This window comes from Acinetobacter sp. 809848 (genome assembly GCF_000581275.1).
GTDB lineage: Bacteria > Pseudomonadota > Gammaproteobacteria > Pseudomonadales > Moraxellaceae > Acinetobacter > Acinetobacter pittii.
The window spans coordinates 1-18,680 of sequence record NZ_JEXG01000046.1; the positions used below are offsets into that span (position 1 = coordinate 1).

Here is an 18,680-nt window from a genome sequence, read left to right on the forward strand (position 1 = left end):
GGACTGGTTTAAAGATACCAGTATCGGATCAATTTAGCTTTTTTCAAGTCGTCTTACTGTTTTGTCTGGCTCTGTTGCAAAAATCAAGTTTAGGTTAGGAAGCTCAATACTTTTATCATTCTGGTTGAGCAATATGCCTGAGAACTGGGTATGGTTCGCATCGATCTTGCGGACTTTTAATTTTTCTATATAGATAAGTTGATAAAGTTCTGCTGATTTGTTGCAGTGCAGTATTTGGCAAACGTAATTAAAAGCATGGCTAACGGTTGGGCTTGCATGCATGAGCTTAGGGTTAAACCAGAGAATTTGAAAAGTAAAAACTAAAATTAAAATAAGGTTGGCAGAGCTCCAGAGCGTATAGTAAAGCCAACTATGCTTTTTATTGTTGTCTTGTTCTTGTGGGGATGCCTGCTCAGCTAAATTAAGATTTGGTAGAGCATTAATAGGTTCATTGTGAAAGTAATTTAAGTTGTTGAGGTAAGTTAAAAGATCAATATTAGAGTTTTCTACTTTTTGGTCAAAGATATCTAATACGTGAGAATGCGTCATATATCTTGTCTGCATTGAACCATTGGCTAGAGTCGTTGAGTTGACCATAACTGGCTGTTCAATATTGATTAGATGGGTTAAGGCATTAAAGCTTGAATTACATTTAGGGCAACAAACCATACCCTGGGCGACAGTCAATTGAGTAAGAGATACTTTATAAACTGTTAAACACTTAGGGCAGCGGGTTTGTTTTTCATTCATGAGTTAAAAATCTCAATTTATTGTTTTACGTTTTCCTGAAATGCGACACCAGTTTTCTTCGCGCTTTTCGACATCTAATATATCAAAAAATTCAGAATAAACACGTGAAACATCAGCAACTTGCTCTTCAATCACACCAGCAAGTGCGAACTCGCCCTCAGATTTGATTAAATTTGCAAATTCAGGCGCAAGCATCATTAAAGGTCCTGCTAAAATGTTTGCAACTAAAACATCGGCTTGTTTAGGTGTGAATTCTTGATCAAACTCTTCAGGAAGACCTACATATAGTCGATCTAATACACCATTAAGCTCTGCATTTTGTTTCGTTGCTAAAACAGCTTGCGGGTCAATATCTGTGGCATATACTTTTTTAGCGCCTAGTAATAAAGCTGCTACGCCTAAAATGCCTGAACCACAGCCATAATCAATCACGATTTTATCTTTAACGTCAGTTTTACCCAGCCATTGTAAGCATAGGAAAGTACTTGCGTGATTACCTGTACCAAATGCAAGACCTGGATCTAACTTAATATTAGTTGCATCCGCTTCTGGGGGCTCTAGCCATTCAGGCACAATCCAGAACTTTTCCCCAATCTGAATTGGCTCATAGTAATCCATCCATGCGCGTTCCCACACTTGATCTTCAAGTTCTTCATGACGCATAGGAACATCTGGAAGTTGAGCTTTTAAGAAAGCTTCTAAAGTGTCGACATCAATTGGGTCTTGTTCGTCTTGTTGATAGATGCCTGTCACAATAACTTTGTTCCATAAAGGTGTTTCACCCGGTAATGGTTCAAGTAAAGCCTGATCTTCAGCATCATCCAGCGTTACGCTTACCGCACCTAGAGACATTAAAAGTGTTTCTGTGAACTCAACTTGTTCTTGATCAACGGTAATGTGTATTTGTAACCACTTCACGAAAAGGACCTAAAAATTTTATTTAAAGGCGTATTGTAGCGGACTAGACCATTTTAAAAAAGAAAGCGGCCCATCTTTAATGGACCGTCTTTGAAAATACTGATGAGATATAGCGGAAAATAAATGACTTCTTCTATACCTATGTCAAAACAGATTAAGGAGCAGGGGCCTTAAATTGTAACTTGCCATTTTCATTTGGTTGGCAAGTACCGTTAAAGGTCACACCATTGTGATTGTAAGAAACCCATTCACCTTGCTGTTTTTTTGCACAGACTCGAATTTGTTTTTGCATTTCGGCTTTGCTCGTGTCAGCAGCATGGGTAAAAGTTACGCCTGAAAAACAAATTAGAGATGCAGTTAAGATTTTTAACATGGTCGTTTTCATTTTGTATTCCTTCTCGTTGCGTTAATTTTAAAGTCATAGAAGTGCTGTACATTTTTTATTCTAAGATGAATTAATTTTAAAAACATTCACTTTGTATTGAATTCATGAAACAAAATGTCAAATCATGTGGCATAGCGTAAATTATGTGAAGACAATTTTGTAATTATGTACATCAATAAGCAGATAATTTTGCTATAATGTTCCGTCTTTTTTTTCTGGTGTTTTTGTACTCATGCACTATCCTAAAGTTTATGATGTTATCGTTATCGGTGGCGGTCACGCAGGTACGGAAGCGGCCCTTGCTGCTGCGCGTATGGGACGACAGACTTTGCTTTTGACCCATAACATTGAGACTTTGGGCCAAATGAGTTGTAACCCAGCAATTGGTGGTATTGGTAAGTCTCACCTAGTCCGTGAAATTGATGCACTTGGTGGTGCAATGGCTCTGGCTGCCGATAAAGGTGGTATTCAGTTCCGTATTTTAAATTCGCGTAAAGGTGCAGCTGTGCGTGCAACACGTGCTCAAGCTGACCGCGTGCGCTATAAAGCTGCTATCCGTGATACTTTGGAAAATCAAGCAAATCTTGACATTTTCCAGCAAGCAGCTGATGATCTGATTGTTGAAGGCGATACCGTTAAAGGTGTTGTTACCCAAATGGGTATTCGCTTTGATGCAAAAACTGTTGTGTTGACTACAGGTACATTCTTGGGTGGTGTAATCCACGTTGGTTTAGAAAAATCAAGCGGTGGTCGTGCGGGAGATCCTCCTTCTATTGCACTTGCTCAACGTTTACGTGAGTTAAAATTACCAGTGGGACGTTTAAAGACTGGTACTCCACCACGTATTGATGCACGTTCAGTTGATTTTTCAGTCATGATTCCGCAGCCGGGTGATTTCCCATCTCCAGTGATGTCATTCATGGGTGATGCTTCTATGCACCCTGAACAAGTAAACTGTTATATCACGCATACGAATGAAAAAACCCACGATATTATTCGTGGTGGTTTAGACCGTTCACCAATGTACACTGGTGTTATTGAAGGTGTAGGTCCGCGTTACTGTCCATCAATCGAAGATAAGATTCACCGTTTCGCTGATAAAGACTCACATCAAGTATTCTTGGAACCAGAAGGTCTAGATACACATGAGCTTTATCCAAACGGTATTTCGACTTCTTTACCATTTGATGTTCAGTTCGAGCTTGTACGTTCAATTCGTGGTATGGAAAATGCTCATATCTTACGTCCGGGCTATGCAATTGAATATGACTATTTCAACCCGCAAGCTTTGAAATTTACACTTGAAACTAAAGCGATTAATGGCTTGTACTTTGCTGGTCAAATTAATGGTACAACAGGTTACGAAGAAGCTGGTGCCCAAGGTTTACTTGCAGGTTTAAATGCTGCGTGTCGTGCGTGGGAGCAAGAAGAGTGGACGCCTAAACGTGACCAAGCTTACATGGGTGTATTAGTTGATGACCTCATTACGTTAGGTACTAAAGAACCATACCGTATGTTTACCTCACGTGCCGAATATCGTTTGATGTTGCGTGAAGATAATGCGGATCAGCGCTTAACTTCTATTGGTCGTGAACTTGGTTTGGTTGATGATGTTCGTTGGGCTGCTTATTGCGAGAAAATGGAAGCGGTTGAGCGTGAAACCTCTCGTTTACAACATTTATGGGCAGCACCAAATAACCCTATGGGTAAAAAATTCGTTGAAATGACGGGTGCTGATTTGAGTAAGGAATGTAGTGCGATTGATTTGCTTAAGCGCCCTAATATCACCTTCGGTCAAATTGCTGAACTTACTGGCTCTGAAGTTTCAGAACAAGTGGGTGAGCAAATTGAAATTGCTGTGAAATATGAAGGTTACATTAACCGTCAGCATGAAGATGTTGCTCAATTAAAGCGTCTTGAAGAAACTAAAATTCCTGCCGACTTTGACTATGATGTCGTGTCTGGGTTGTCACGTGAAATCACGCAGAAGTTAAAAACAGTTCTTCCAGAAACTTTAGCTCAAGCAAGCCGTATTCCTGGTGTTACGCCAGCAGCAGTTCAACTCGTAATGATCACAATTCGTAAAAACAATATGATTAAGAAAACAGCTTAATCATTTAAATGTACAAAAAGCCCATTTATTGGGCTTTTTTATTTTCTATTCAAAAAATATATGGAAACTTCCTAAGGAAGAAAAGAGATTTCGCTTCCTTTTTTTCTTATTTCACATATTTTAAGCCGCCAGTTATATTGAATTCACGTTCAAACAAGAGGGCTTTAACCATGACAATGAAATCAATTCGCTACAATGGATATGAAATGGCATGCCAATGCTCATGTTCAAAATAGCGCAAAAGAAAGAGCAGATCAGTTTTGGTGGGGGAGAATACATTGATCTGAAACAAGTAAAAAAATAAGAACAATATAAAATTAAGAAAATTATAATTCAAAATCTAAAGAGAACCTTACGGTTCTCTTTTTTATATCTATTTATTCTCAGTTTCAATTTCTCGCACAGCATTATGTACTTGTACTGGCTCAATATGCAGTAATTTCTTACCAAAACTACGTAGCCACCATACTAGTTGAGATGTAAAAGGTACAGTCGCTGAAACTTCTACAATATTTTCTTCAAGCGGAGTAATCGTTTGGTCTTTACTTAACTGACTTTCATAAAAGGTTTTAGCAGTTTGCTCTGTCATGGTTAAGGTGAGCTGAATTGATTCAGTTGGTTGGTTATAGTCCACTCTAAAGCCTAAAGCCCCTGAGTCAATATAATGATCAATATCAAAATTAACTGGATGTAGTGCTCGACTGTCTAATACTTTTGCTGATTTAAAACGGTGCAGAGCAAATGTTTGAACTTCAGTTTTGTCATGTCGTGTGCAAATTAAATAAATGACTGCACCTTTTTGTACCAAAGCCAAAGGATTTAAAACATAAGTTCTGTCTTCACCCTGATTGACCCGTGCCCGATAAACACATTCTATTTGCTTGTCTTGGAGCAAACCTTCATAAATTGCTTGTTGAGCATTTCGGTCAACTACAGGTGGAATTAACGGTTGGCTTGCCGGAACAATACGTACACGGTTAATCCACTGTCTCACATTATTTTGAGTAGAGAGACTACGTTTGGCCAAATCGAACCATGGTCCCATCTCATCAAGCAGGCTCGGAGGAAGGAGGTGCTTAAGGTGCTCCTCAACCATCATAAAGGTTACCGCTTGAGAACTTGTCATGTGAGGTAAGCTTTGAATAGGCGCATCGGATTGCCACCGCCAGCCTTGAGGTACGGCTTTATTGCTCTCTATCGGAAAACGCTGAGCAATTTGATTTAAGTCACGCTGAATAGTCCTTAAACTAATATCAATACCTTCACGCTCAAGCATTTCTTGCAATTCTCGAGTCCCGATCCATTTGCCGGTCGGTAGGCGAGACAAGATCTGCCATTGGCGATATAAACTATTCGAAGTTTCTTTTTCTATTACAGACATAAGCGTAATACATCTATATCCAATTGCTTTGGTGTCAACACAATAAAAAATCTTTACAGATTTAGCAAGTTTGTCAGATTCAGTTTATAGCCCATTGGGCAAACGATGATAAGATTTAGAAGAAAGTTATAACAATGATGCCGTACAAGTATTACAGATATATAAGTGGCACTGAAATTGCTTATTTAAAAATGAAATATAGATAAATGATAAGACGAGGTGGTTATGTCAGAACAAGAGCATGAATTACATCTAGATAATGATTTTTTTATACAAGAGCAGACAACAACAGCACTCATTAACCCAACCTCTTTTTTAGAACATATTTCTGTGCAAACCAATTTCTTTGAGCAACTCAAATCACAGTTCTTTAATGAGATGCTTGATGATGTAACATCAAATGGTGCAGCTTCTAAAAAAATTGAACAATGGTTGAGCATCCGTACTTTAGATGAGTTAAAGGAGTTAAATACCCAAGCAAAACAGCATTTTCTTTATCATGGGATTACTTTTAATGTTTATGGCGATAAAGAAGGAACGGAGCGCACTATTCCTTTTGATTTAATTCCAAGAGTAATCGAGAAAAAACAATGGGAAAAAATTGCCTCAGGCTGTGCACAGCGTGTTAAAGCATTAAATTATTTCCTAGATGATATTTATCATGGACAACATATTTTAAAAGAACAAATCATTCCCGAAGAACAAATTATGGGAAATGATGCTTTCCAGCCCCATATGCTTAAACATTCTTTAAAAGGAAAAATTTATTCACAAATTAGTGGGATCGATATTATCCGTGATGGTGAAGGGGAGTTTTTTGTATTAGAAGATAATTTGAGAACACCTTCTGGGGTGTCTTATATGATTGAGAGCCGAAATATTAGCCAGAAATTAATGCCTGAGCTATGTACAGCCAATAATTTACAGGGGATTGAGCATTATCCAAAACTTTTAAAAGAAATATTGCAAGAAAATTCTTCTGCAGATCAACCCTTTATTGTGGTGCTAACACCCGGGCGTTTTAACAGTGCTTATTATGAGCACGCTTTTCTAGCGCGTGAAATGGATGTGCCATTAGTTACAAATCGGGATTTATTTGTAGAAAATGATCAAGTATTTGTCAAAACTATTCGTGGGCGTCAAAAAGTAGACGTAATTTACCGCCGTTTAGATGATGACTTTCTAGATCCTTTAGCATTTCGACCAGACAGTGCTTTAGGTGTAGCAGGTCTTATGTCTGCTTATTTACAAAAAAATGTTGTGATTGCAAATGCACCTGGAACAGGCGTGGCTGATGATAAATCTATCTATCCTTATGTAGATCAAATGATTCAATATTATTTGGATGAAACACCAATTCTAAAAAATGTACCCACTTATCAGTGCCGTAAAGAAGAACACTTAGACTATGTACTCTCTAATCTTGATCAATTAGTCGTTAAGGAAGCACAAGGTTCGGGCGGATATGGCATGTTGATTGGACCTAAAGCAAGCTCATGCGAAATTGATGAGTTTAGAAAAAAATTGATTGCGATGCCTCATATGTATATTGCGCAGCCTACCTTAGCTTTATCTGTCGCTCCAACTTTAACTACGGGAGGAGTAGCGGAACGTCATATTGATTTGCGTCCATTTGTATTGAGCTCACCTTATCGTACAGAGATTGTGCCTGGTGGCTTAACACGTGTGGCCATGCAGGCGGGTTGTTTAGTTGTAAATTCGTCTCAAGGTGGCGGTATAAAAGATACATGGGTTGTTGAAACATTACATTCCTGATTGTGGGTTAAAGAGGAACTTTATGGTTTTACTCAATTCGAGTGCGCATCAAATATATTGGTTGGGTCGATATTTGATGCGAGTTAAATTTGCAGCCTCTCATTTACCCTTTACAGAAGATGAGAAAGCAACAAGATTTGCAGCAGCATTTGGTTTGGTCATAGAAAATGCTGAATTACTAAATCACTATATGTTAGACAAGAAGCAAACATTTTCATTACTGAACCAGCTCATTATTGCTAAAGATAATATTCAGGAACTAAGAGGTATTTTGTCATCACATGCTTATGCAGAATTAAATAATGTGATTAATACGCTTCAAGCTCAACCTGATGCATTGAGTAAAGCAGTCGAACAATGCACGCAAATACTAGAAGTGGAACATGAAGACGTTCGTTTATTTCTGCATTTAGGCCAAAAAATAGAGCAATTTGATATAGAACTGCGTTTTGGAGAAGATTTATCTGTTCTCATATCAGAGCTAGATATAGTGGTGCAACAGCTCGCTAATTTGAATTGGGAAAATATAAATGAAAATTGGCAAGCGCTAAAGCAGCAACTTATGTGGGACGCTTACTATACTTTTACACAGCAGTTGGAAAATATGTTTGAGGGCTGATTATGAAATTGATGGTTAATCATCAAACGCATTATAGCTATACTGAAACTGCTCGGAACAGCATTCAGTATATTAAAATGATGCCTCAAACATCGCCTCACCAACATGTTATGAATTGGGCAATTAGCGTGCCGGGTGATAAAACAATAAAGAGAGATATATTTAACAATGTATGGATGACGGCTAGTCAGCGTTATCCATACCAACATCTTACATTTATGGCCCAAGGAATTGTTGAGCTTCAAAATATAGAACTAGGTTGTGTAGATCTCTCTACACCTACTAATTTGTTTTTGCAGATGACAGGTGCAACCCGATGTGATACGGAAATGTTGGACTTTGCAAAAAATATTGTGGTGAATAAAGACCGACAACATATTGCATTATTAAGCGAAAATATCTTACAGAAAATACTTTATCAGCCTGAAAGTACTTCGGTTCAGACAACTGCGATCGAAGCATTTCAAGCTGGACAAGGTGTATGCCAAGATCATGCTCACATTTTAATTGCGATGTGTCGTGCGCTACAATTACCTGCACGTTATGTCTCTGGTTATCTATTTGATCAAAACTATCCGCACCTGGCCAGTCACGCTTGGGCGGAGGTATTTTTAGAAAATCAGTGGTATTGTTTTGATGTAAGCAATCAGTTGTTTACACCCAAACATCATATCTACCTTGCAGTAGGACGTGACTATCTCGATGTGGCACCTATTCGTGGCGTAAGAGAGCAAGGTGGAGTTGAGAACATGATGTCTGTGGTTCAAGTGTTGGCATGTTGAATGTAAAGAGAATGAAATGACCTATTGTTGTGCGTTAAGATTGGAACAAGGTTTAGTGTTTATTAGTGACACAAGAACCAATGCAGGAGTTGACCATATTTCTGTGTTCCGAAAACTGCATACTTTCGGCGTTACCGGAGAACGTTTTATTGCCTTGCAAACTGCAGGTAACTTAGCAACAACGCAAGCTGTTATAGGTCATTTGCAAAATGCCCTGACTTTGCAGCAAGAGCCTAATCTATATAGTGTTAATACGATGTTTGAGGCGGCTGAACTAATTGGAAAAACCTTAAAAACTGTTTTAGAGGATATTAGTTCGGACACTCAAGAACAAATGAATTATGCCTGTAGTATTTTGGTGGGTGGGCAGATTAAGGGTGGTGACATGCAACTTTATAATGTCTATCCACAAGGCAATTTCATTTGCGCAACTACAGATACACCTTATTTTCAAATAGGTGAGAGTAAATACGGGAAGCCTATTCTGGATCGAGCTTTATATTATGCAATGCCACTAGATGATGCATTACGTTGTAGCCTGATTTCTTTTGATTCGACTTTGCGTTCAAATGTTTCTGTTGGCTTACCACTTGATGCATTGGTCTACATTAAAGATAGCTTTGTTATCCCCATGGGAAAACGAATAACCGAAGATGATCCTTATTTCTCACAGATTAGTAAACAATGGTCAGATACTCTTCGTCGGGGTTTACAGGAAATGCCAAAGCCTACAGATGATTACTGGCGATAAATTTTGAATGTTTAAATAAAAAAAATCCAAGCATGCTTGGATTTTTTTTATATTTTATTATTTAAGTACTTTTACGAGTGGGGCGATTGCTTAATCGACAGAGTAATTCATATCCTATCGTTCCGTTTGCATCCGCAACATCATCAACTAAGCGATGTGGACCCCAGAGTTCAACTGGAGTGCCTAATTTTACTTTCATGCCTGTCACGTCGATTGCAATCATATCCATACTCACTCGCCCTACAACCGCACAGGGTTGTTTATCAATAGCGACATAGTTCGGTTTAATATAAGCTCGTGGATAACCATCACCGTAACCTATAGAAACAATTGCAATATCCATTGCTTGAGTGGCACAGAAAGTTGATCCATAACCGACATGTTCATTAGTTTGAATATGGTTGAGTGCAATTACTTCTGCTGAAAAAGTCATCACTGGTTTTAAGTCAAGATCATGGACTGTTTGATCTGCAAAAGGTGAGGCGCCGTAAAGCATGATACCCGGACGAACATAATCAAAATGTAACTCTGGCCATTTATAAATAGCAGCAGAATTACAGCAAGAAGCTAACACTGGATCACAAGCTTGTTTAACTTGTAGAAATTGTTGTTTTTGTTGCTCGTTAAGTGGATGGTCTACATCTGCATTTGCGAAATGCATTGCAAGTACACAAGTAAATCCTTCAGATTTTAAAGTCTTAATAACTTCAATAACTTCTGGATTTTTAAAACCTAACCGGTTCATCCCACTATTAAGTTTAACCCAGACTTTTAAACCTTGATTGATGTACGCTTGTTTGTGTTTAATCAACCATTCAAACTGTTGTTGATGGTGAATGATACATTCAAATTTTTGTTTAATTGCAATTGGCATTTCATCTTCAGAAAATACCCCTTCAATTAAAGTGACAGGTTGTTGAAATCCTAATTCACGAATTTCCAAACCTTCTTGTAGGCAGGCGACACCAAAGGCATCTGATGCATTTAAGGCTGCTAAACAGTCTTTGATTCCATGTCCATAAGCATTGGCTTTTACCATACTTACAATTTTTGAATTTGTTGCGAGTTGTTTGACACGGTTTAAGTTATATTGAAGTGCATTGCGGTCAATATAAACTGTTGCTTGGCGCACCCTCATTTACTCCTTTGGGCTAGAGATAGAGCTTATTCTTCATCATCATATTGGCTGTAATACTCAGGAGAGAGATTACTAAATCGAGTATATTGACCTTCAAAAGCAAGACGAACTGAACCAATTGGACCGTTACGCTGCTTACCAATAATAATTTCTGCAGTGCCGGCCTCTTTTGACTCTTTGTTATAAACCTCATCACGGTAAATAAACATAATTAAGTCGGCATCCTGCTCGATCGCACCGGATTCACGTAAGTCGGACATTACAGGGCGTTTATTTGGACGGTTTTCCAGACTTCGGTTAAGCTGAGAAAGTGCAATAACAGGACATTGCATCTCTTTCGCCAATGCTTTTAAGCTACGAGAAATTTCTGAGATCTCGCCTACACGGTTATCACCCATGCCCGGGACTTTCATGAGCTGCAAGTAATCGACCATGATACAACCGATTTTACCATCATGCATTTTGGCAACACGACGAGCACGGGCACGAAGTTCAGTTGGAGGTAGGGCTGATGAGTCATCAATATACAAATGCATTTGCTGAAGCTGCAAAATTGTACCAGTCACCTTGGTCCATTCATCTGCATCGAGGTTACCAGAGCGTAAATGTCCTTGATGGACTTTACCCATTGCGGAAATAAGACGCATCGCAATAGAGTCTGCTGGCATCTCCATTGAAAAGACCAGAGCAGGTAACTTGTTATATTGCAAAACACTCTCAACCAAATTCATGGCAAAAGTAGTTTTACCCATTGATGGGCGTGCAGCAACGATAATTAAGTCACCAGGTTGCATACCAGATGTTTTATTATCAAGTTCTAAGAAGCCAGTCGTTAAACCTGTAATATTGCCATCTAATTTTGAAAGCTCATCAAGCTTACTAATTACGTCTGCGGTAACAGAACTAATAGATTTAGGACCAGCATCTTTTTTATTGTTATTGTGCTGTTCTGCTAATGAGAAAATACTTGTTTCAGCTAAGTCTAAAATTTCACTTACACCGCGGCCTTTCGTGTCATAAGCATTTTGCAAAATTTCAGTACTAACTTTAATCATGCTACGAAGCGTAGAAAACTCTTTAATTTTAGTGGCATAAGTTTCTAAGTTATAGAAACTTGAAGGTGAGTCAGCCATGAGCTGCATTAAATATTCTTCGCCACCGATAGCATCAAGTAAATTTTGTTTTAAGAGCCAGTCACTTACTAAGACAGCATCATAGGGTGAGTTTTCTTGTGCTAATTTCTCGATTGCACGAAAAATATATTTATGGCGAGTCGCGTAAAAATCATTTTCTTTGAGTACATCGTTAACTTGTTCGAAAGATTCGGCAACTGTCATCAGGGCAGCTAGCACAGCTTGTTCAATAGCTAAATTGTGTGGGGGAGTGCGAAACTCTTTAAGTTGGCCTGATTCACTCGTTTTATTTTCTGTTGGAGATGAAAGCGCTAAAGAAGTGGCATTCGCCTGAGACATAATTAGACCTGATGATAAAGAAAGGTGTACACAAAGAGGCTGTAAAGCCGAGAACTATCTTAAAACAAAATTAAATAAACTACCTAATTAAAAAACCAATTAAACTGAAGAACTGATCAGGAATTAATATATCTTATTTTAAAATTTGAAACATAAAAAAAGAGCATGCAAAAGCATGCTCTTTTTTTGATGAGAAATTACTCAGATACGATAGTAACGAGAACTTCTGCAACAACATCATGGTGCAATTGGATTGCGATGTTGAATTCACCAGTGTGACGAAGCGCGCCATTTGGTAAACGAACTTCTGCACGGTCAACTGTAAGACCAGCATTCGTTAATGCGTCAGCGATGTCACGAGTACCGATAGAACCGAAGAGTTTACCTTCGTCACCAGCTTTAGCAGTGATAACGATGTTAACTTCATTCAATTGTTCAGCACGTGCTTGAGCAGCAGCTAAAACTTCAGCTTCTTGCTTCTCAAGTTCAGCACGACGAGCTTCAAAAGCAGCAGTGTTAGCTTCAGTAGCTGCAACTGCTTTACCTTGAGGGATAAGGAAGTTACGGCCGTAACCAGCTTTAACTGATACTTTATCGCCTAATTTACCAAGGTTCTTAATGCGTTGTAATAAGATAACGTCCACAGATCACCTCACTTATGGTTGTCAGTGTACGGAATCAAAGACAAATAGCGAGCTTGTTTGATAGCAAGTGCTAATTGACGTTGATAACGAGCTTTAGTACCAGTGATACGGCTAGGAACAATCTTGCCGTTTTCAGTGATGTACTGTTTTAAAGTGTCGATATCTTTGTAGTCGATGTACGCAACATTCTCAGCTGTAAAGCGGCAGAACTTGCGACGACGGTAAAAACGTGCCATTGATGTTCTCCTTATTCAGCTTCTTGAGCAACTTGCTGTGCTTCTTCGCGTTGAGCTTTACGCGCACGCTTTTCTTCAGCACTCTTAGCAAGCAATGACTCTTCAGTGATTGCGTGTTCACGACGGATGATAAGGTTACGAATGATCGCGTCGTTATAACGGAATAATTCTTCTAACTCATCAAGCGTAGTTTGACCACATTCAACATTCATAAGAATGTAGTGCGCTTTGTGAATTTTGTTAATTGGGTAAGCCAATTGACGACGGCCCCAATCTTCTAAACGGTGAATTTGACCTTCAGCTTCTTTGATCTGAGAGATATAGCGTTCAACCATACCTACAACTTGATCGCTTTGGTCTGGGTGTACCAAAAGTACGATTTCGTAATGACGCATTGTCAGCTCCTTACGGTTTAAACAGCCCCTAATAAAAAAATTAGAAGCAAGGAGTCATAACTTAATAAGTTATGTCGCAAAATTTGCGAAGGCTGAATTATAGGTAAAAGTTCGACTAAAAACAAATCTTTTGATCAGAAAAGTAAAACTTCTTTACTATAAAGAGGAATCCTCTCTTGTTTAAAAGAGAGGAAGATTTGGAGCAGGGGATTGATAGGTAAAGCTAAAGCTCAAACTTAACAGGGTAATTAATATGACCGAGTACAGGAAAAAACGTTTAGCCCACAATTGATCATTTTCGGCTTTAAATCCAATAACTGATAAATATAACCAATATGCAGTCAAAGCATTAAAGGTAATTAAAAAGAATACATTGGTATAGCCAAAACAATATAACCCATTCAAAACAGCTGCAAATAATAGGATATATATTACACATTCAATTTTCGTACGATAAATAGAACGTGCTACAGGCAAAATTGGAATTCCCGCATTTTTGTAATCATCAAAACGATAAATTGCAATTGCCCAAGAGTGAGGCATTTGCCATAAAGCGTATGCTAAAAACAAAAGCAAGGCTGCCACATCAAATTGATGAGTTACTGCTGTATAACCAATAACAGGAGGGCTCGCTCCGGAGATACTACCAATGACGGTTTGATGGATTGAGGTGCGTTTGGTCCACAAACTATAAAAACCGACATAGACAATAAAACCAATCATTGCAAACAAAAATGCATAACCATTTACACCGAACCACAAAATGCTAAAACCAATTACTCCAAGCACTAATGCATATATCAGCGCAACAGTAGGAGAGATTGTTTTTTTAACTAGTGCGCGGTTTTGTGTGCGCTGCATCTTTGTATCAATATCTTGATCTATAACATTATTAACCACACAACCAGAAGCTACAACTAAAGTTGTTCCAAGTAGGGTGAGAAGTAATAATAAGATGTCTATAGAGCCTTGGGCGGCTAAGAAAAAGCCGCCCAAGGTGGTAATGAAATTACCGAAGAGAATTCCTGGTTTAGTCAGGAATAGATATTTTCTCAACATGACAATCAGTTTAGATCATCATATTGTAGTGAAGGTAATTCATAATCCACACAGAACCGATTAAAAGTACGGCGATACATAGGATTGTGTAGATGAATGCAATCATATTCCAACGTTGTTCAGATGATGTATTCATGTGTAGGAAGTACACAAGTTGTACAAGAACCTGAGCAACCGCAGTGATTGCAATCACTGTAACTAAAAGACCACGACTGAAACCACCCGCCATCACCATCCCGAAAGGGATGATGGTGAGGATAACAGAAAGGATAAATCCAACAGTGTATTGCTTAAAGTTACCGTGTGACGCACCAGCAGCATTATGCTCATGACTACTCATTAGAGAACTCCCAGTAAGTAAACGACGCTGAATACACAGATCCAAACGATGTCAAGGAAGTGCCAGAACAAGCTTAAGCAAGCAAGACGACGTGTATTCGGTAAAGTCAAACCTTTAGTTTTGATTTGATACATTAATACTAGCATCCACACTAAACCAGAAGTTACGTGGATACCGTGTGTACCAACCAAAGTAAAGAACGATGATAAGAATGCACTGTGAGTTGGACCATGGCCTTCATGTACAAGGTGATGGAATTCATAGACTTCCATTCCAATGAACGATGCACCAAAAAGGAATGTAATAAATAACCAAGTGATAACTTGATTTACATTCTTTTTATAAGATGCAAGTACAGCAAAACCAAAGGTTACCGATGAAATCAATAAGGCAAATGTTTCAGTTAACACGAAGCCTAATGAGTCATGGAATAGGTCATATGCGCTTGGAGTGCCTGCTGGAACATGACTGCTTAATACAGCGAACGCAATGAAGAGTGATCCGAAAAGAATCAAGTCACTCATCAAGTATGTCCAGAAACCAAAAACCGTTAAGTCGGTATCATCATGTTCATGATGACCGTCATGGCCGTGGTTGTCGTGATGAAGTACTTCAGCCATTTCCTTAGTCCTTCTTCAAGTGTTTTTCAAGTAAAGCATAGCGTTCGTTTTCAATACGCTCAACTTCAGCAGCAGGAACGTAGTAGTCAACATTCTTAGTGAATGAGCTTACGATCAAGCTAACAACAGCTGCAACGAATGAAACAACAACGAGCCACCAAATATGCCAGATGAGTGCAAAGCCAAGAAGAGTAATGAACATTGCAATGACAAAACCAGCAGCACGATCAGTCGGCATGTGGATGTCTTCATATTTAGTGTTACGTGCGTATGCTACACCATTTTCTTTGTCAGTCCAGAAACGGTCGATACCGCTTGCATCTGGTTCATGTGCAAAGTTGTAGAATGGAGCAGGGGAAGAGGTCGCCCATTCAAGCGTACGAGCATCCCATGGATCGCCAGTAAGGTCCATGTTGTCTTTGCGTTGTAAGAAACCAACGATGATTTGCATTAAGAAACATGCAATACCAATCGCAACAAGAACAGCACCAAATAATGCAATCGCAAGGTACGGATCCCATTCAGGGTTGTCATATGTATTCAAACGACGAGTCATACCCATGAAACCAAGGATATAAAGTGGCATGAATGCAAAATAGAAACCAAAGAACCAGAACCAGAACGCAGCTTTACCCCATGCTTCGTTGAGCTTCCAACCAAACATTTTTGGCCAGTAGTAAATGATGCCGGCAAACATACCAAACACCACACCACCGATAATTACGTTATGGAAGTGAGCGATCAAGAATAATGAGTTGTGTACCAAGAAGTCCGCAGGTGGAACAGCCATAAGTACACCAGTTAAACCACCGATACCGAATGTTACAAGGAAGCCAAGCGTCCATAACATTGGAGTAGTAAAGGTGATGCGACCTTTATACATGGTGAATAACCAAGAGAAGATTTTAACACCAGTAGGAATCGCAATAACCATGGTCATGATACCGAAGAACGCGTTAACGTTCGCACCAGCACCCATGGTGAAGAAGTGGTGAAGCCATACAACAAACGCAAGAACAGTAATCGCGATAGTTGCATACACCATAGACTTGTAACCGAACAACGCTTTACGAGAGAAGGTTGCAACGATTTCTGAGTATAGACCAAATGCTGGTAATACCAAGATATATACTTCAGGGTGACCCCATGTCCAGATCAAGTTCACATAAAGCATTGGGCTACCGCCAAGCTCATTTGTGAAGAAATGGAAGCCGAAGTAACGGTCTAGAGTAAGCATTGCAAGTGTACCTGTTAATACAGGGAATGATGCAATGATTAATACAGCCGTACAAAGTGAAGTCCACGTGAAAATAGGCATGTCCATTAATTTCATGCCCGGTGCACGCATTTTGATGATGGTAACGAAGAAGTTAACACCAGATAAAAGCGTACCTAGACCAGAAACCTGAAGTGCCCAGATATAGTAGTCGACACCTACACCAGGAGAATATTGAATGCCAGATAGAGGAGGGTAAGCCATCCAACCAGTCGCAGCAAATTCACCTAACACAAGTGAAAGCATCATCAAACCAGCAGCACCAGCGAATAACCAGAAGCTTAAAGAGTTCAATAATGGGAAAGCAACGTCGCGAGCACCAATCTGTAAAGGTACAGAGATGTTCATCATACCTACAACGAGACCCATTGCTACGAAGAAGATCATGATTACACCGTGTGCGGTGAAGATCTGGTCATAGTGGTCAGGATGTAGATAACCTTCGCCGCCGCCTTTAGCGAGGAAAAGTTGTAAACGCATCATGATCGCATCGGCGAAACCACGCAGAAGCATGACAACAGATACGATGATATACATGATACCAATCTTTTTATGGTCTACCGTAATAAACCACTCATTCCACAAATATCCCCATTTTTTGAAATAGGTGATACCGCCAAGCACTGCAATTGCACCAATTGCCATAAGGACCATGGTGACAAGTACGATTGGCTCTGTCGGGATAGAGTCCCAACCCAGTTTACCAAAAATCATATCCATGTCTTATTCCCCTTGAGCAGCGTGTTCAGCTGCAGCATGAGTGTCAGCTGTTGCGTGTTCAGCAGAGTGGTCAACACCATGATAGTTACTCATATAGTGGTTGATAATTGTTTCAAACAATTTAGGCTCAACAGTAGAGTAATAAGTCACAGGGTGTGGCTTAGTCGGGAACGGTTTCATAGCTTCAGCTTCAGCAACTGCTTTTTCATCACCAGCAGCTTTAGCACGATTTACTAAATGCTCGATCTGATGCTTAGAACGGTTACCATCACGTAAGGTTGCCAATTCAGCTTGGTCAAGCGTAGTTTTTTGAACTGCTTCTGGGTTAATGGTTGAACCATTACCTGCTTTAACCGCTGCTACCCATTCGTTGAATTGTTGCTCTGTAACACTATGCGCCTTGAAACGCATTTGAGAGAAACCGTAACCTGAGTAGTTAGAAGAGAAACCACGATATACACCAGTTTCATTTGCTAACAAATGAAGGTGAGTTTGCATACCTGCCATTGCATAAATCTGGCCGCCTAACTGTGGAATGAAGAATGAGTTCATTGTAAAGTTAGAAGTGATTTTAAAGCTTAACGGAGTTTTTTCAGGGAAACGTACTTCGTTAACTGTTGCAATGTTTTGTTCAGGATAAATAAAGATCCACTTAAACTGTTCAGCAATAACTTGAATAGTTAAAGGTGCTTTATCTGATTCTAAAGGACGGTATGGGTCATACTTGTGGGAACCCCACCAAGTTAACCAAGCTAAAATACCAATAATAATGACAGGGATACCCCATACTACAACTTCAATTGCAGTTGAGTGTGCCCATGTAGGTTTATAGTCTGCATCTTTATTTGACGCGCGATATTTCCAACCAAACCATAATGCCATGATGATTGAAGGAATCACCACAAGTAACATTAAATAGATCGCAGTCATCATAAGGTCACTTTGACCTTGACCAACTGGACCTTTAGAGTTTAGAAGTACCATATCACCACCACACCCAGTCAAAAGTGCGGCAAGCGTTGATAAAGACAATACAGCTAAAATCGTTTGTCTCATTTTACAACCTCGGTGAAGAGTCCCATTCCCTAATTAAATATGGGATAGCGATTAAAGTGTCGCATGATTGAGAACGCTAATCCTTAAATTTAGACTTCTCAATTATATGACACCGCTACGTTGTAGGGCATTATGCCTCATATCGACAAACTAAGCTATACATAAAGTAGGCTGAAATAATTGTTTTAAAACCCGATTTTTTTTGTAGGGTATCTAATTTCAATAGAGCTTTTATTTAAATATCAACTC

At 39.2% G+C, this 18,680-nt stretch carries 18 protein-coding genes and 2 pseudogenes; 6 read left to right on the plus strand and 14 right to left on the minus strand.

The genetic code is table 11. The features are described 5' to 3' along the window. Positions 1-74, plus strand: a pseudogene (locus J536_RS26270) (hypothetical protein); the annotation flags it as partial. On the opposite strand, the pseudogene J536_RS21655 reads toward J536_RS26270, so the two are convergent. From J536_RS21655 to J536_RS21665, 3 genes and pseudogenes are all read right to left on the minus strand, one after another. Beyond that, positions 58-750, minus strand: a pseudogene (locus tag J536_RS21655) (DUF3426 domain-containing protein); the annotation flags it as partial. The pseudogenes J536_RS26270 and J536_RS21655 sit on opposite strands and share 17 nt — an antisense overlap. A gap of 12 nt (positions 751-762) precedes the next feature. Further along, positions 763-1,668: a 50S ribosomal protein L11 methyltransferase gene (prmA, locus tag J536_RS21660; RefSeq protein ID WP_032063197.1), complete on the minus strand. Its 906-nt coding sequence runs from the start codon at positions 1,666-1,668 to the stop codon at positions 763-765. Between the two features lie 154 nt (positions 1,669-1,822). Then, complete coding sequence (locus J536_RS21665; RefSeq protein ID WP_002119672.1) at positions 1,823-2,053, minus strand: hypothetical protein; 231 nt, start codon at positions 2,051-2,053, stop codon at positions 1,823-1,825. Positions 2,054-2,285: 232 nt separating this feature from the next. Between J536_RS21665 and mnmG the strand changes: the two genes are divergently transcribed. Continuing rightward, on the plus strand, positions 2,286-4,166 hold the full coding sequence (mnmG, locus tag J536_RS21670; RefSeq protein ID WP_032063196.1) for a tRNA uridine-5-carboxymethylaminomethyl(34) synthesis enzyme MnmG: 1,881 nt from the start codon (positions 2,286-2,288) through the stop codon (positions 4,164-4,166). Between the two features lie 373 nt (positions 4,167-4,539). Here the strand turns inward: mnmG and J536_RS26055 are convergent, their stop codons facing one another. Further along, positions 4,540-5,547, minus strand: a complete 1,008-nt coding sequence (locus J536_RS26055; RefSeq protein ID WP_002119763.1) for a helix-turn-helix transcriptional regulator — start codon at positions 5,545-5,547, stop codon at positions 4,540-4,542. A 225-nt stretch (positions 5,548-5,772) separates the two neighbouring features. Here J536_RS26055 and J536_RS21680 point away from each other — a divergent pair, with 225 nt between their 5' ends. The 4 genes from J536_RS21680 to J536_RS21695 are packed head-to-tail and all read left to right on the plus strand — an operon-like array spanning position 5,773 to position 9,475. Continuing rightward, positions 5,773-7,323: a circularly permuted type 2 ATP-grasp protein gene (locus J536_RS21680; RefSeq protein WP_032063194.1), complete on the plus strand. Its 1,551-nt coding sequence runs from the start codon at positions 5,773-5,775 to the stop codon at positions 7,321-7,323. Between the two features lie 22 nt (positions 7,324-7,345). After that, complete coding sequence (locus J536_RS21685; RefSeq protein ID WP_002119585.1) at positions 7,346-7,942, plus strand: alpha-E domain-containing protein; 597 nt, start codon at positions 7,346-7,348, stop codon at positions 7,940-7,942. A gap of 2 nt (positions 7,943-7,944) precedes the next feature. Further along, positions 7,945-8,724 (plus strand): transglutaminase family protein, encoded by a 780-nt coding sequence (locus J536_RS21690; RefSeq protein WP_002119692.1) that lies wholly within the window; start codon positions 7,945-7,947, stop codon positions 8,722-8,724. 16 nt (positions 8,725-8,740) lie between these two features. After that, positions 8,741-9,475, plus strand: coding sequence for a proteasome-type protease (locus tag J536_RS21695; RefSeq protein ID WP_002119721.1), 735 nt, complete (start codon positions 8,741-8,743; stop codon positions 9,473-9,475). A 61-nt stretch (positions 9,476-9,536) separates the two neighbouring features. Here J536_RS21695 and alr read toward each other — a convergent pair whose 3' ends face one another. The 10 genes from alr to cyoA all read right to left on the minus strand — a co-directional run bounded on the left by alr (position 9,537) and on the right by cyoA (position 18,431). Further along, entirely contained in the window at positions 9,537-10,607 is a 1,071-nt protein-coding gene (alr, locus tag J536_RS21700) for an alanine racemase (RefSeq protein WP_080776749.1), read from the minus strand. 32 nt (positions 10,608-10,639) lie between these two features. Continuing rightward, positions 10,640-12,085 (minus strand): replicative DNA helicase, encoded by a 1,446-nt coding sequence (gene dnaB / locus J536_RS21705; protein ID WP_002119718.1) that lies wholly within the window; start codon positions 12,083-12,085, stop codon positions 10,640-10,642. Positions 12,086-12,282: 197 nt separating this feature from the next. Continuing rightward, positions 12,283-12,729, minus strand: a complete 447-nt coding sequence (gene rplI, locus J536_RS21710; protein WP_000382591.1) for a 50S ribosomal protein L9 — start codon at positions 12,727-12,729, stop codon at positions 12,283-12,285. An 8-nt stretch (positions 12,730-12,737) separates the two neighbouring features. Continuing rightward, the gene (rpsR, locus tag J536_RS21715; RefSeq protein WP_000090661.1) at positions 12,738-12,965 is read right to left on the minus strand and encodes a 30S ribosomal protein S18; all 228 of its coding nucleotides are present in this window, start codon (positions 12,963-12,965) and stop codon (positions 12,738-12,740) included. 11 nt (positions 12,966-12,976) lie between these two features. Beyond that, entirely contained in the window at positions 12,977-13,360 is a 384-nt protein-coding gene (rpsF, locus tag J536_RS21720; RefSeq protein ID WP_002119610.1) for a 30S ribosomal protein S6, read from the minus strand. A 180-nt stretch (positions 13,361-13,540) separates the two neighbouring features. Beyond that, positions 13,541-14,419, minus strand: coding sequence for a heme o synthase (cyoE, locus tag J536_RS21725; protein ID WP_002119614.1), 879 nt, complete (start codon positions 14,417-14,419; stop codon positions 13,541-13,543). Between the two features lie 10 nt (positions 14,420-14,429). Further along, positions 14,430-14,759 (minus strand): cytochrome o ubiquinol oxidase subunit IV, encoded by a 330-nt coding sequence (locus tag J536_RS21730; protein ID WP_000094534.1) that lies wholly within the window; start codon positions 14,757-14,759, stop codon positions 14,430-14,432. Then, the gene (gene cyoC, locus J536_RS21735) at positions 14,759-15,379 is read right to left on the minus strand and encodes a cytochrome o ubiquinol oxidase subunit III (RefSeq protein ID WP_002119759.1); all 621 of its coding nucleotides are present in this window, start codon (positions 15,377-15,379) and stop codon (positions 14,759-14,761) included. Before cyoC ends, J536_RS21730 begins: the two co-directional genes overlap by 1 nt. A gap of 4 nt (positions 15,380-15,383) precedes the next feature. Continuing rightward, a complete protein-coding gene (gene cyoB, locus J536_RS21740) occupies positions 15,384-17,375 on the minus strand; it encodes a cytochrome o ubiquinol oxidase subunit I (RefSeq protein WP_005068497.1) in 1,992 nt (663 codons plus the stop codon). 3 nt (positions 17,376-17,378) lie between these two features. Beyond that, on the minus strand, positions 17,379-18,431 hold the full coding sequence (gene cyoA, locus J536_RS21745) for a ubiquinol oxidase subunit II (protein ID WP_002119579.1): 1,053 nt from the start codon (positions 18,429-18,431) through the stop codon (positions 17,379-17,381). Between the last annotated feature and the right edge of the window lie 249 nt (positions 18,432-18,680).

What these genes read in the sequence shown, in the direction of transcription:
- J536_RS21665 (WP_002119672.1), bottom strand. Translation starts at nt 2,053, where the DNA reads ATGAAAACGACCATGTTAAAAATCTTAACTGCATCTCTAATTTGTTTT.
- mnmG (WP_032063196.1), top strand. Translation starts at nt 2,286, where the DNA reads ATGCACTATCCTAAAGTTTATGATGTTATCGTTATCGGTGGCGGTCAC.
- J536_RS26055 (WP_002119763.1), bottom strand. Translation starts at nt 5,547, where the DNA reads ATGTCTGTAATAGAAAAAGAAACTTCGAATAGTTTATATCGCCAATGG.
- J536_RS21680 (WP_032063194.1), top strand. Translation starts at nt 5,773, where the DNA reads ATGTCAGAACAAGAGCATGAATTACATCTAGATAATGATTTTTTTATA.
- J536_RS21685 (WP_002119585.1), top strand. Translation starts at nt 7,346, where the DNA reads ATGGTTTTACTCAATTCGAGTGCGCATCAAATATATTGGTTGGGTCGA.
- J536_RS21690 (WP_002119692.1), top strand. Translation starts at nt 7,945, where the DNA reads ATGAAATTGATGGTTAATCATCAAACGCATTATAGCTATACTGAAACT.
- J536_RS21695 (WP_002119721.1), top strand. Translation starts at nt 8,741, where the DNA reads ATGACCTATTGTTGTGCGTTAAGATTGGAACAAGGTTTAGTGTTTATT.
- dnaB (WP_002119718.1), bottom strand. Translation starts at nt 12,085, where the DNA reads ATGTCTCAGGCGAATGCCACTTCTTTAGCGCTTTCATCTCCAACAGAA.
- rpsR (WP_000090661.1), bottom strand. Translation starts at nt 12,965, where the DNA reads ATGGCACGTTTTTACCGTCGTCGCAAGTTCTGCCGCTTTACAGCTGAG.
- rpsF (WP_002119610.1), bottom strand. Translation starts at nt 13,360, where the DNA reads ATGCGTCATTACGAAATCGTACTTTTGGTACACCCAGACCAAAGCGAT.
- cyoE (WP_002119614.1), bottom strand. Translation starts at nt 14,419, where the DNA reads ATGTTGAGAAAATATCTATTCCTGACTAAACCAGGAATTCTCTTCGGT.
- J536_RS21730 (WP_000094534.1), bottom strand. Translation starts at nt 14,759, where the DNA reads ATGAGTAGTCATGAGCATAATGCTGCTGGTGCGTCACACGGTAACTTT.
- cyoC (WP_002119759.1), bottom strand. Translation starts at nt 15,379, where the DNA reads ATGGCTGAAGTACTTCATCACGACAACCACGGCCATGACGGTCATCAT.
- cyoB (WP_005068497.1), bottom strand. Translation starts at nt 17,375, where the DNA reads ATGGATATGATTTTTGGTAAACTGGGTTGGGACTCTATCCCGACAGAG.
- cyoA (WP_002119579.1), bottom strand. Translation starts at nt 18,431, where the DNA reads ATGAGACAAACGATTTTAGCTGTATTGTCTTTATCAACGCTTGCCGCA.